Below are 12,567 nucleotides of genomic sequence, written 5' to 3'. Positions count from 1 at the left end.
TCACTTTCCTGTTACAGCTTTTACAGTTGCAAACATAGTAGCGATATCTCTAAAAAAAGAAAACTTCTCAATCGCTTCCAGATTATACCTCATCTTCTCCGGCAGAATAGTCTGGATATATACTTCATCCGCATCGTCTGCCGACTGCAGCAGACGTTCTTCGTCCTTATACTCGATACTTGTCATAGACGTCACTCCTGCCGGCAGAAGTAAAGTCGCTTTCATCTCATTGGTATAATACCGGACATACTTCTCCACTTCCGGCCTGGTTCCAACGAAAGTCATATCTCCCGTCAGGATATTCAGCAACTGCGGAAGCTCGTCCAATCTGCAGCGTCTCAGTTTCTTTCCAAGCTTTGTCACCCGGGCATCTCCCTTGGTGGTAACCTGAGTCCCCATCTGATCCGCATGGTCTACCATGGTTCGAAACTTAAAAATCCGGAATGGTTTCCCGTATCTCGTCACCCGTACCTGACGAAAGAAAACCGGTCCTTTTGAATCCGCCTTGATTAGAATACTCAGTGCCAGCAGAACCGGCGACAGCAGGATCAGTAACAGACCCGCAATTATTATATCAAAAACACGTTTCAGAATCAAACTCCCTTTATGCCTTTGTAAGATATCATAATACTTTCTGACTTCCGGAACCCGCATATCCGCAGGGAGTTCTTCCCATTTTCTCATTACTCTCTATTCCTCACCTAATGATTTTGCAAATGTATAGAGAACATACTCCACTTCCTCATCTGCCAATTTCGTATGAAGCGGAAATGTAATCTCATTTTCATACATGGCATAAGCATTCGGATAATCTTTTATATCAAATCCAAGATTCTTATAAGCAGTCAGCAACGGCAACGGTTTATAATGGACATTCGTCGCAACACCTTTTTCTGCCATTTGATTTATGATTTCGTTGCACTCCTGTCTTGTTTTTCCATTCACCCTGACAAGATAAAGATGACCGCTGGAGGAAAAATTCTCCCCATAATGCCCCAGCACCTTTACATTATAGTTAGAAAGACTTTCATTATATTTCTCAATAATTTCTCGTCTTCTCGCCAGAAGAGAAGGATATCTCTTCATCTGTGCCAAGCCGATCGCCGCCATAATATCCGTCATATTACACTTATAATAAGGCGCAACTACATCATATTCCCAGGCGCCAAGCTGTGTTTTTGCCAGCGCATCTTTAGACTGGCCATGAAGAGACAGTAACATGATCTGTTTGTAGATTTCTTCATTATCTATTCCATCTATATCTCTCCAGGTAAGCGCTCCTCCCTCAGCCGTGGTAAAATTTTTAACTGCATGAAAAGAAAAACTTGTAAAATCAGCAATTTCTCCGCAGCGTTTTCCATCTCTTACAGCGCCAAAAGCATGGGCGCCATCTGCAACGACTGCTATTCTCCCCAACTTTTCTTGGATCTCATTATCAGCATGAAACAGCGATTTTTTTGCGTTTACGACTGCAAATATTTTATCATAATCACAAATCACTCCACCAAGATCAACCGGTATGATTGCCTTTGTTTTTTCTGTGATCGCCTCTTCCATCTTTTCATAATCCATTTCATAGGAATCCGGCTGGACATCTACCAAAACCAATTTCGCCCCCACATGACAGACTACACTTGCTGTAGCTGTATAGGTATACGCTGTTGTGATCACCTCGTCCCCCGGACCAATGCCCAGAATTCTAAGCGCCATTTCCGCGCAGGCCGTAGCCGAATTCAAGCAAGCAGCCCTGCTGACATGACAGTATTCCGCAATCTGCTTTTCAAGCTCTTTCGTCTTGGGCCCCGTTGTAATCCAACCACTTTGCAACGTATCAACAACTTCTGCAATCTCCGCCTCCGTAATGTCCGGTGGAGAAAATGCAATGTGCATATCTTTCATCCTATTTATCCTCCATCACTGATTTTTCATGACTTGCTTTCCCAAGGCTGAGCAATTCCTGATAGGCATCTTCATCTCGTTCTCTGTCTTCCGGTTTAATCGTATAAGTTGGAACAATTTGAGAAACAATTTCTTTTACATCTCTGCTCTCATTTGCTGCCGCCTCTTCCAATATTCTTAACTGACTAAGAAAATGTACTTCATTAAATTCCAACGGCCTGCCAATATAAATTAAGTTGTTTGGCGTTTTTTGAAGTCCTTCTTCTTTTGTCAGCAGCTCCTCATATAGCTTTTCACCTGGTCTCAATCCCGTATACACGATATCCATATCTACACCTAAGGTATATCCTGACAGACGAATCAGATTTTTAGCCAAATCTGCGATTTTAACAGGTTCGCCCATGTCAAGCACAAATATTTCACCGCCCCTTGCAAGCGCTCCTGCCTCCATTACCAGAGAAACGGCTTCTGGAATCGTCATAAAATAGCGGATGATATCAGGATGTGTAACGGTAACAGGGCCTCCCGCCTCCATCTGTTTCTTAAACAGTGGAATTACACTTCCGTTGCTGCCCAAAACATTCCCAAAGCGTACCGCGACAAATTCCGTGTTTGAATAATGACTGAACGTCTGGATGATCATTTCGCACAGACGCTTAGAGGCCCCCATAATATTAGTGGGATTTACCGCTTTATCAGTAGAAATCAGCACAAATTTTTTCACACCATACTTATCTGCTGCTCTTGCTGTCTTATACGTTCCAAAAACATTATTTTTGATCGCTTCATTCGGACTGTCTTCCATTAGCGGTACATGTTTATGAGCTGCCGCATGGTAGACCACATCCGGACGATACAATTCCATGACGCTTTCAATCCTTCCAGTGTTCCGTACTGAACCAATCAAAACCTCCAGTTTCAGCGCCGGATATTTTTTCTTCAACTCCTGTTGGATATCATACGCATTGTTTTCATAAATATCAAATATGATAAGCATTCTTGGATCATGGGCCGCCACTTGGCGACAGAGTTCGCTTCCTATGGAACCTCCCCCTCCCGTCACAAGAACAACTTTGTTTCTAACATATCCTGCAATGCTATCAATATCAATTTTCACAGTGTCCCTGCCCAAAAGATCCTCTATGGACACTTCACGCAGCTTAGACACACTGACTTCTTCCGTAATCAACTGATAGACTCCCGGAAGAACCTTTAATCGGCAATCTGTTTCATTACAAATACGCAGAATATCTCTGGTATCTTTTGCGTTTGCAGATGGAATCGCTACGATAATCTCGTCTACATTATACTTCTTTGCATATTCTTTAATCTGAGTACGGTCTCCAACAATGCGCACTCCACGGATATATTTTCCTTTCTTGGACGGATTGTCATCTACAACACATACTACATTCCGGTTTAGATGACGGCTTGTCTTTAACTCTGTTATAATAATGTTTCCAGCCTCGCCAGCACCAACTACCATTGTATTGATCGGTCTTTTTCCCGTCTTTTCTATCCCTCGCTTCAGGATATGAAAAATCCGATAGGAAAATCTTGTAGCCAGTGTAGTCATAGTCAGGAAAAAGAAATAAAAAATATGGAAACTTCTTGGCACAGAAAGATATAGAAAACTCATTCCGAACGCCTGAAATGCTGTCGAAAGAATACTGGCCCCCACAATCAGACCCGCTTCATGCATGCTGGCGTAAGACCAGACACGATTATATAGATTTAATACAAGGAAAATGATCAATGTCGTTGCTACATTTATAATAACATAGGTATTTACACTCATCATATATCCTTCTGGCACAATACCATAATAGAAATTATCCAGTTTAAATCGGATGATAAGCGCACAATAGGTATCAAAAATAATTGTAAATATATCTACAAGAAACAAGAGTACCATTCTTGATCTGGAAGTTTTAAGATTAAATATACTCATTATAATATCCTCTCTAAATTACAATATTACAATTTATTACATTTTTATTACATACTTTTTTATTTTACCAAATTTCAACCTATTATACAACTTTTAAATCATGATTTCTACCCTTAATATTATTAACACAAAAAAAACGAGTCTTTTAATACAATCGGCATATATAAAAAGTCAGAAGGAACACTTCTCCTCAATCTGTCCCCTAGATTTCTATATACCTTAAGGATTGATTTTAGTCAGGAAATCTTATATGATATGAAAAGGAGCATTGATATGGACCTGAATTTACATAAAGGGATATCAAGTCTCAAATCAAAAACATTTTTTACCGCCCAGCTTAATAGGTTATAATCGTTGCGGCGATTATTTAAGCACAAATGAAGGAAAGAGAGGAAAAACTATGAATTGTCCAAAATGTGGCTGTCCAGATTGCCAGGTTGTTTCTGAAACAACGTCAACAGGCAAAGATTTTTCAGCAGGAAAAGGATGCTGCGGAGCTCTTTTATTAGGTCCGATCGGTATCCTTTGTGGCGCCTGCGGAAAAGGAAAACAGATCAACTCAACAAACTATTGGGTATGTTCTAATTGCGGAAACAAGTTTAAGATATGATTGTAAATAAGCGTGATGAACTCTGGATAAAATCTATGGAATGGTGCAAAAAATATTGCAGCTGCCATCAAATGCCCGAACGAAGCTTCTTTTTTAGGGGATATCAATTTCCTTTATGCGCAAGATGCACCGGAATAGCCTTGGGGCATTTACTCGCTTTTTTATTTGCTCCATTCCACACCTTCCGTCAAAAAATCTCTATTTTGATGATACCACTTGCTGTCGATGGAACGGTACAATATTTTTCCAAATATGAATCTAATAACAAAAAAAGATTTATTTCTGGGTTCCTGTACGGATTCGCATTTACATCTACAGTCTTATATTACGTCAAATCTGCATTGATAAAGAAACGTCAAAAAAGGTCCTCCTAATAAAATTCCATTTATTGGAGGACCTTTTTAACATATTCAATGATTCTTACTCTCCGTCTCTTTTCTTTGCTGCGGGAGCCTCTAACATTCTTGCCTCACCTCTCTCAGCGCCTTTTCCACCCATCCCTTATCCTCTTGATAGGTCACGCCAAACCACTGATCTCCGGACCACAGCACCTTTACTTGTGCCTTTTCTTCCCTCAACAGACGGTCAATGATATCAGGAAGCAGATATTCCTTTTTCCCCTCTCCGTCTTCCAAGCGCTCCAGAAACTCTTCAAATCCGCTCTCCAAAACCGGAAAAATCCCTGGCGTCAGCCCCCACATATTCATAGATACTGGATGGCTCACATCAATTGGCCGCAGCCCATCCGCCGTCTCCACAGCAGCCCCTTCCGATGTTTTCACAATGCGGTGCGTCTCTGTGATATCTGTCAGGAAACCATCCGCATCCACATCACACACCCCCCTGGTTACTCCGCCATTTTCGCTCAATGTTTTTCCGAGGACAAAACCAACCATACAGAAAGTCAGTTTCTTACTCTTGGTCTGGTCTCCCGCGGAGTTTGTCAGATAAGCATATGCCTTCTGGTAAGCTTCCTTTCCATAATAATCATCAGCATTGATCACCAAAAACGGTTCTTGTATTACGTCTTTACAACAAAGGATTGCCTGGCCTGTTCCCCAAGGTTTCTTCCTCATCTCCGCTTTTTCTCGAAACTTATCAGGAACATCTTGGATTTCCTGATAAACATAAACGGTTTCCACCTGTTTTTCGATCCGATATCCTATCCTCTCTTTAAAGGCTTCCTCCAAATCTTTTCGTATCACAAATACCACCTTATCGAACCCGGCTTCCAGCGCATCCTGGATTCCATAATCCACGATCACCTCGCCATTTGGCCCTACCTGGGCAAGCTGCTTGATCCCCCCATATCGGCTGCCAATGCCGGCCGCCATGACTACCAATGTCGCCTTTCCCATCACCTGTTCTCCTTTTCTTATATTATTTTCCCATAGTCTCCTGAATCTTCTCCTTGATCTCATTAACAGAACTCCAGTCCGGCACCGTTACATACAGCGGTCCTCCGCTGTAGGAATAGCAGTATTGCTTCGTACTGCTGTCTCCTGCGGCCGCCACAGACTCAATCTCCCAGCCTTTCATATCATCAAGCTGCATACGGATCAAAGATTTGATCTGCGCTTCCGACATATTTGTTTCAGCATTTCCAGTCACACTATTGATCATTCCATTTGCACGGAAAAGAATCATAGGTGACATTGCCTTTTTGATCAATCCAGTGAGCAAAGCCTGCTGGTTTTTACCCCTCTGGTTATCTCCTGAAGCAAACGCTTTTCGCTCTCTTACGAATGCCAGCGCCTCTTTTCCAGTAAAATGATTTGTTCCTTCCTTCACCTCTACAATTGCGCCGGATTCCTCGCCGGTAGTAAAAGCAAGCTCAGATTCCACATCCACGCCTCCCATCACGTCTACAATCTCTTCTACAGACGTAAAGTTGACTCTTACATAAAAAGGAATTTCCGTCTCATATAAATTCTCCAATGTAGCGATAGAAGTATCAATCCCATAGATCCCCGCATGAGTCAGCTTATCACTTTCTCCCTCTGACACGCCTGGAATTTCAACATAATAGTCTCTTGGGGTTGTAGTAAGGAGGATTTTGTGCGTCTTAGGATTGACCGTCGCGATCAAATTCACATCGCTCCGGCTTTCTTTTGTAATATCTCCATATACATCAATCCCGCTGATGTATACATTAAAAGGCTCATCTGTCACTGCCAGATTATGTTCTTCTTCGTAGCTTCCACTTTCCTCTCCTGTCGCGATCTCATCCAAAGCAGCATTCACTCTAAGTGAATAAAAGCTGAGCAGGATCAACATGGCGCTTACCGCCGCAGATAATCCCCTGCCGCCGCTTTTCTTTCTCTTTCTTTTTGCTCCCCGTTTCTGCAAGACTTTTGCCAAAACAAGCAAAAGAACCAGCAGCACAATCAAAGCAGCCATATATTTCAGAGGCAAAATTCCGAGAATCACCATTGCTCCGACAAAAAAGACAGAAGAAACCATCTGGATCATCCATATGATTTTACTCAATCCTCCCACTTTTACTGGTTTAAGGTCTTTCCGGCTGTTTCTCCTATCCTTTTTCCTTTTATTGCCTCTGGGAGTCTTACTACTTTCAATTTGGTGTGACTTGATATATTTTAATTGATCCCGGTATTCCATCATTGATCTCCCTTTCTCTTCTTATGAGAGTATACCCCATCCTTCCTGATTCCCGCAAGCGTTATCGACAAATCCTCAGAATATCTTAAATATTTTGATACCATTGTTCCGATTCTTTTCTGTTTGTGTCGATTCTCGTCATTTTATTTCCCTTATTCGTCTTTCAAAATTCCTCAGAGTATAATTTTAAAGGTTATACTAAAGAAAAAGGGGGAATCTTTATGTCAGACCGTATTCGCGAACTTTTGCTGACACTGGGTATCCATTCCACTTACCGAGGGTTTTACTACCTTCACTACTCTCTTTTGCTTTGTCTCCAAAACGAGGATTATCTTCTCTTTGTCTACAAATTGCTCTATGTCGATGTGGCAAAGCATTTTCACACATCCCGCGACAACGTGGAGCACTGTATGCGCACGGCGGTCTCCCACTGCTATTACCATGGGAACCGTGCTTTTTTATCCCGTATTGCTAGATACGCATTGTCCTCCAGGCCTACAAACGGCGAATTTCTTGACATTCTATACCATTATCTGCAAGAATTGGGGCCGGGGGATTTTTAAAAATCCCCCGGCCCGGATTAAAAATGCCCTGTCCCTTTTTCACGAATCTTCCGAATTTCTTCTTTATGGCCCACATCATCCAGCGGGGTTTCCAAGTAAAAGGGAAGCCCTTTTAGTTTTGGATGGGTCACTACCCGCATCAGCGCTTCCATCCCGATCTCTCCTTCTCCTGTCACCGCATGCCGATCCTTATGGGAACCAAACGGCATCATGCTGTCATTTAAATGGATCGCTTTTAATAAATCTAGTCCTAAGATTTCATCAAATTCTTGCAATACGCCGTCCAGGTCGTGGACAATATCATATCCCGCCGCAAACACATGACAGGTGTCCAGACAGATCCCGATCCTCTCCGGATGGCGTACACCATCTCGGATCTTCCGCAGATGTTCAAAACGGTCTCCGATTTCCGTCCCTTTTCCCGTCATCGTTTCCAACAGGACGGTGATCTTTTCTTCTCCGGTAATGGCCTGATCCAGCCCTTTGATAATATTCTGGATCCCTTTCTCCACTCCGATTCCGGTATGGCTCCCCGGATGAAAGACCAGGTTCTCGATGCCCAGCCTGTCCATCCTTGCCACATCTTCCCGGATCACCGTACAGGCGAATTCATAGACTTTATCTTTCTCGCTGGCAAGATTCATAGTATAGGGCGCATGAGCCAGAAGCGGTCCAAATCCCGCTTCTTCCCGTATCTTCTGGAACTGTTTCACTTCCTTTTCATCATAATCCCGATAGGTAGATCCCCTGGGATTCCTGCTGAAGATCTGCATCGTATCCGCCTCCATCTGGCGGGTGTTTTCTGCTGCTTTTGCAATTCCTTTCGCTATCGACATATGTGTTCCAATGATCATATTTTTCTCCTTTCGTTGATTGGGGCCGGGGGATTTTTAAAAATCCCCCGGCCCCAATTAAAAATGCCCTGTCCCTTTTTGACAAATTATTCTCCAAGCCCGCCTTCAATCGCCTCTACCATCGCCCGCATCGCTTCTTCTTCATCCTCGCCATCGCAGATCAGAACGATTTCATCTCCCGACTTGATACATGCGCCAAGCACGCTTAAGACGCTTTTCGCGTTGGCGTTCATCATATCGTTGTATTCAAACATTACTTTACACTTATAATTACTGGCCGTATTACAGAAGATCCCGGCTGGCCGCAGATGCAGTCCCGTTGGATTTAGAATTTTGATCTTTCGTCTTACCATGGTCACTCCCCGTCCTATTCTTTTTCCTCTAATACTATTTGTATGCTGACCTCAGTCTCTAGTGCGCAGTCCTCCGGCAGTTCTACCGCCACCGGAACCGTATAGGATCCAGCTTCCGTATAATCCGTCAGGTCGATGCTGACTTTTTTCTCCAGACTTAAAGAATCCAGCGACTCTCTTGGTCCTCGGATATGAACTTCCAGAGCCTCGGCCTGATCGTAATTCAGAACCAGATCCTCGGAAAGATTATTGACGATCACTGAACTTGGAGTCACATCAAATACTCTCGTCCCATCCTTTTCCACAGAAATGGTCACCGCTACAGATCCTGCGTTTTCATCCGCCAGGCTTACATTATCCGGGGTATAACCGGAAATATCTACGACCTGCTCCGTCCTCTTTGTCAAGCCTGACAGTTCCAGAGCGGAAGCCGGAATATTGATTTCTGATATATCATCCAACGCATCTTTGCTTCCCGAAATCTGGATCTCTTCCGGTTCATATGTAATTCCAACAAATTCATAACCGTCGGCCGCGCTGATCCTGGACGTATCAAAAACAATCGGCACGCTCTTTGTCTGATAGAGCTCAACACTCACAGATACGCCTTCGTCACCCAGATTGTTGGTAAGCAGAGACTGATCGATCTCATCGCCTTCCTCGTCATAAAGTACCAGTTCTGAGGGGAGCACCGCATCCTGAGAAAGCCCGGATACATTGACGCTGGCTTCTACCCTGTCAATCTGATCCACCACAGATTTAGGACCGCGGATGGAAACGTTCTCTGGAACTGCCTGGATATCTCCCAGCACATATCCGTCTCTGACCGTTCCCGTTGTCGTCGGCACGATCGGGAAACTCTTGGTCTCCTCATCTTCCAGCCGCACCTGAAGATTCCTTGGCGAAGCTTCCGCATCTACATAATCATATCCTTCAATGCTGATACTGATCGGTATCTGCGTCTTTAACGTTAACTCCCGCATATCTGCGGTAGCCGTAATATTCTCCTGTCTGATCCGGTTTAAGACGGACCGCCTGGCCGTCACCGTCACATCCACCGTCTGTGTGTCGTCTACAATTTGAAACGTCTGCTGCTCTTCCGCCAGAACTTCCTGGTTGATCACAGTAACAGCCACATCCTGATAAGTCGCGCTGGTAACCGGGTCATCGATATTAACCACCAGCAGCCACAGCATCCCTGCCGCTAAAAAGGCTAATATCTTAAGACCAAGATTATTCATTAGTCTTGTCTTCATGTTTATGCCTTCCTTTCCACAAAGATGCCCATTTTTTCGTTTCTGATTTTCTATTCCTGATATATTCCAGCTTTTCCCGAAGCTGTTCTCTTGTCACATCCCGCTGAAGCTGTCCCCCCTGGGCAACAGACACCGCGCCTGTCTCTTCCGATACCACTACGATCAGCGCATCGCTGACTTCACTCATTCCCACAGCTGCCCGGTGCCTTGTTCCAAGTTCCTTGCTAAGCCCCATATTGTCAGAAAGCGGGAGATAACAGGTGGCAGAAACAATCCTGTCCCCGCGTATGATGATCGCCCCATCGTGCAGAGGCGTATTATGCTCGAAAATATTCATCAGAACCTGCATAGAAACCAGACAGTCCATATGGATTCCCGTGCTTTCGTATTCCGTCAGACGGATCGCCTGTTCCACAACGATCAGCGCTCCCGTTTTTACACGTCCCATATTATAGGCCGCATCAATGATATTTTCCACCGTCTCTTCACTGAAACGAATATACTCCTTCCCCACTTCCAAAGGGACTACTGAACTTAAAAAACGTTTCTCTCCCAGTTTCTCCAAGCCTCTGCGCAGCTCCGGCTGGAACACTACGACTGCCGCGGTAGCGATCACTGTGACTGCGTTCCTGGCCAGATAAAGGATCGTATTCATCTGGAAGATCGCCGCAAACAAAATGAATACCGCGAGCACCAGAATACCTTTTAACAGCATCCAGGCTTTCGTATTCTTGATCCATATGATCAACTGATAGATCAAAAAGGTGAGGATCAGGACTTCCAGAACGTCCGTCAGACGAATCTCCGGAAAATAAAAGCCAGAAACTCGCTCTAAAAACGCTGAAATCTGTCGTTCCATTCTGTCACTCCCCTTTCTTTGCTATCACTGCATATTATCATTTATTTCCCCATGTCCAGATCATCTTTCAAACTCTGGGTCAAAAGCATTTTGTCAACTTCCTCCATGTCATGCTTTTTCGCGGAAGGCCCTCTCCTCGGCGTATGCCGTTCCCCTCTCTCCTTCTGGGAAGCTCCATTCTTCCGGGTCCCTTTGCCCGCTCTGCGTCTGACTTCCTTTGGATCGATGATCTCGGTCTCCTGCCGCTCATTGATCCGTTTCACCGTCTTCTCAGGTGTTGCCACAGACAGTTTCGGAACCGCTTTCACATAATAGTAATATTCATCATCCTCATATTGGAGATTCTCACTTCTGGCATAATCTACTGAGAAGAAAAACAGCTCCAGGATCAGTCCGATCAATACCGCGGCGATATTTCCAACGATCAGAGAAATATAAGAAGTATGTACTCCCAAAGCAATATCTCCGATTACGATCAGGATCACATTGGCTACCGCTCCCGCCCCGATGGAAATCTTCCAGGCATGATCCATCGCCTGCCGGCGAAGCGTGTATACCAGCAAGAAACAGATGATAAACGCGACGATCACCACCCACATCTCTTTACTCTGAAAGACCTGTTTTACATACGCGGATACCTGCGCCATGATTCCATCCGCCCCTTGGCCCTCCAGTCCGGACGCCGCCGTTTTTACATAATCCATCATATAGTAGACAATGGTTCCGCAGGAGATCGCCACCAGACATACAGGTGTCGCCGCCAGTCCATAAGCGATGGGAATCACATACGGAATATTCAGCATAAACGCGATCGGAGTCAAAAGCACCACCATCGCCATCTTAGGCGTCAGACGGAAATAAAAGATATACATGATCAGAAAGACCATTGCCGTTACCGCCAGCACTCCCAGAGACACGACATACATATGTACCAAAATCAGCGCTGTCGCGGCCAGCACAGTTATGATCGGCGGGAAAAAGGTACAGATGACCGCCAGCGCCAGTGTTGCCGCCGGCGAAGCTGCCATCGAAAGAAAGCCCACATTGTCATTGATCAGATAAAAAGCTGTCAAAGCCACCACAAACTGAACCGCTTTATCAAAAATTCTGGAATGGGACGCGTAAAGCTCCTGAAGCCTCCCGCGGATTACAAATATATTATCCATCTATTTCTTCTCCTTTTCATACATCTTAAGCAGTCTTGTCAGATTGTGATTGTATTTCTTCACTCTCTGTCTCGCCTGTCTATGCTTTCGATTAAAAACATGGCTGGACACTACCGCGTAAACGATCACCAGGACGAAATATCCAACGATCGCCAAAAGCCCCATAATAATGATCAGACCGGTAGACATGCTGTTCATCAGAGAATCCAGTCCGGCCAAAACGATCAGCGCCCCCAGGCAGACATACCCTGCCGTCACCCAGAGAATGGAACATAAAATGTGGAGAGCCGCATAGTCCTTGCGATAATACTCGCTGATTTTAAAATCTTCCTTTCCCTGCGTCTCTTCGTAAAAGGCAAGCTTCGTCATCAATTTTATTTTCTGCTCGTCTAACATGACACACCTCAGAATCTAATTTTCGTAATTTAAACATC

General features: G+C 44.3%; 14 protein-coding genes. 3 read left to right on the top strand and 11 right to left on the bottom strand.

Annotated features, from left to right (window positions below; translation table 11 throughout):
* Genes FND36_06145 through FND36_06135 form a run of 3 tightly spaced genes read right to left on the bottom strand, consistent with a single transcriptional unit; the run spans position 1 to position 3,814 of the window.
* Entirely contained in the window at positions 1-684 is a 684-nt protein-coding gene (locus FND36_06145) for a sugar transferase (protein QDW73650.1), read from the bottom strand.
* A 6-nt stretch (positions 685-690) separates the two neighbouring features.
* On the bottom strand, positions 691-1,890 hold the full coding sequence (locus FND36_06140) for a DegT/DnrJ/EryC1/StrS aminotransferase family protein (GenBank protein QDW75555.1): 1,200 nt from the start codon (positions 1,888-1,890) through the stop codon (positions 691-693).
* A gap of 10 nt (positions 1,891-1,900) precedes the next feature.
* Positions 1,901-3,814 (bottom strand): polysaccharide biosynthesis protein, encoded by a 1,914-nt coding sequence (locus tag FND36_06135; GenBank protein ID QDW75554.1) that lies wholly within the window; start codon positions 3,812-3,814, stop codon positions 1,901-1,903.
* 436 nt (positions 3,815-4,250) lie between these two features.
* On the opposite strand from FND36_06135, the gene FND36_06130 reads away from it, so the two are divergent.
* Positions 4,251-4,460, top strand: a complete 210-nt coding sequence (locus tag FND36_06130; GenBank protein ID QDW73649.1) for a hypothetical protein — start codon at positions 4,251-4,253, stop codon at positions 4,458-4,460.
* Complete coding sequence (locus FND36_06125; protein QDW73648.1) at positions 4,457-4,834, top strand: DUF2085 domain-containing protein; 378 nt, start codon at positions 4,457-4,459, stop codon at positions 4,832-4,834. Before FND36_06130 ends, FND36_06125 begins: the two co-directional genes overlap by 4 nt.
* An 81-nt stretch (positions 4,835-4,915) precedes the next feature.
* Here the strand turns inward: FND36_06125 and FND36_06120 are convergent, their stop codons facing one another.
* On the bottom strand, positions 4,916-5,818 hold the full coding sequence (locus FND36_06120) for a nucleotidyltransferase (GenBank protein QDW73647.1): 903 nt from the start codon (positions 5,816-5,818) through the stop codon (positions 4,916-4,918).
* 22 nt (positions 5,819-5,840) lie between these two features.
* The gene (locus FND36_06115) at positions 5,841-6,932 is read right to left on the bottom strand and encodes a hypothetical protein (protein QDW75553.1); all 1,092 of its coding nucleotides are present in this window, start codon (positions 6,930-6,932) and stop codon (positions 5,841-5,843) included.
* A 371-nt stretch (positions 6,933-7,303) separates the two neighbouring features.
* On the opposite strand from FND36_06115, the gene FND36_06110 reads away from it, so the two are divergent.
* Positions 7,304-7,645, top strand: a complete 342-nt coding sequence (locus FND36_06110; GenBank protein QDW73646.1) for a hypothetical protein — start codon at positions 7,304-7,306, stop codon at positions 7,643-7,645.
* Between the two features lie 17 nt (positions 7,646-7,662).
* Here FND36_06110 and FND36_06105 read toward each other — a convergent pair whose 3' ends face one another.
* The 6 genes from FND36_06105 to FND36_06080 all read right to left on the bottom strand — a co-directional run bounded on the left by FND36_06105 (position 7,663) and on the right by FND36_06080 (position 12,529).
* On the bottom strand, positions 7,663-8,499 hold the full coding sequence (locus FND36_06105) for a deoxyribonuclease IV (protein QDW73645.1): 837 nt from the start codon (positions 8,497-8,499) through the stop codon (positions 7,663-7,665).
* An 86-nt stretch (positions 8,500-8,585) separates the two neighbouring features.
* Positions 8,586-8,852 carry an HPr family phosphocarrier protein gene (locus FND36_06100; protein ID QDW73644.1) on the bottom strand — a complete coding sequence of 89 codons (267 nt, stop codon included), beginning with the start codon at positions 8,850-8,852 and terminating at the stop codon, positions 8,586-8,588.
* A 14-nt stretch (positions 8,853-8,866) separates the two neighbouring features.
* Positions 8,867-10,108, bottom strand: a complete 1,242-nt coding sequence (locus FND36_06095; protein ID QDW73643.1) for a hypothetical protein — start codon at positions 10,106-10,108, stop codon at positions 8,867-8,869.
* Positions 10,086-10,967, bottom strand: a complete 882-nt coding sequence (locus tag FND36_06090) for a TIGR00159 family protein (protein ID QDW73642.1) — start codon at positions 10,965-10,967, stop codon at positions 10,086-10,088. Before FND36_06090 ends, FND36_06095 begins: the two co-directional genes overlap by 23 nt.
* 41 nt (positions 10,968-11,008) lie before the next feature.
* Positions 11,009-12,133, bottom strand: coding sequence for a hypothetical protein (locus FND36_06085; protein QDW73641.1), 1,125 nt, complete (start codon positions 12,131-12,133; stop codon positions 11,009-11,011).
* Positions 12,134-12,529: a hypothetical protein gene (locus tag FND36_06080; protein QDW73640.1), complete on the bottom strand. Its 396-nt coding sequence runs from the start codon at positions 12,527-12,529 to the stop codon at positions 12,134-12,136.
* Positions 12,530-12,567: the final 38 nt, after the last annotated feature.

This window comes from Lachnospiraceae bacterium KGMB03038, assembly GCA_007361935.1.
Classification (GTDB): Bacteria; Bacillota; Clostridia; order Lachnospirales; family Lachnospiraceae; genus Massilistercora.
This window is presented reverse-complemented; position numbering and strand designations above follow the sequence as displayed.

Coding starts and splice junctions, on each gene's coding strand:
- FND36_06145 (QDW73650.1), bottom strand. CDS start 684: ATGAGAAAATGGGAAGAACTCCCTGCGGATATGCGGGTTCCGGAAGTC.
- FND36_06140 (QDW75555.1), bottom strand. CDS start 1,890: ATGCACATTGCATTTTCTCCACCGGACATTACGGAGGCGGAGATTGCA.
- FND36_06135 (QDW75554.1), bottom strand. CDS start 3,814: ATGGTACTCTTGTTTCTTGTAGATATATTTACAATTATTTTTGATACC.
- FND36_06130 (QDW73649.1), top strand. CDS start 4,251: ATGAATTGTCCAAAATGTGGCTGTCCAGATTGCCAGGTTGTTTCTGAA.
- FND36_06125 (QDW73648.1), top strand. CDS start 4,457: ATGATTGTAAATAAGCGTGATGAACTCTGGATAAAATCTATGGAATGG.
- FND36_06120 (QDW73647.1), bottom strand. CDS start 5,818: ATGGGAAAGGCGACATTGGTAGTCATGGCGGCCGGCATTGGCAGCCGA.
- FND36_06115 (QDW75553.1), bottom strand. CDS start 6,932: ATGATCCAGATGGTTTCTTCTGTCTTTTTTGTCGGAGCAATGGTGATT.
- FND36_06110 (QDW73646.1), top strand. CDS start 7,304: ATGTCAGACCGTATTCGCGAACTTTTGCTGACACTGGGTATCCATTCC.
- FND36_06105 (QDW73645.1), bottom strand. CDS start 8,499: ATGATCATTGGAACACATATGTCGATAGCGAAAGGAATTGCAAAAGCA.
- FND36_06100 (QDW73644.1), bottom strand. CDS start 8,852: ATGGTAAGACGAAAGATCAAAATTCTAAATCCAACGGGACTGCATCTG.
- FND36_06095 (QDW73643.1), bottom strand. CDS start 10,108: ATGAAGACAAGACTAATGAATAATCTTGGTCTTAAGATATTAGCCTTT.
- FND36_06090 (QDW73642.1), bottom strand. CDS start 10,967: ATGGAACGACAGATTTCAGCGTTTTTAGAGCGAGTTTCTGGCTTTTAT.
- FND36_06085 (QDW73641.1), bottom strand. CDS start 12,133: ATGGATAATATATTTGTAATCCGCGGGAGGCTTCAGGAGCTTTACGCG.
- FND36_06080 (QDW73640.1), bottom strand. CDS start 12,529: ATGTTAGACGAGCAGAAAATAAAATTGATGACGAAGCTTGCCTTTTAC.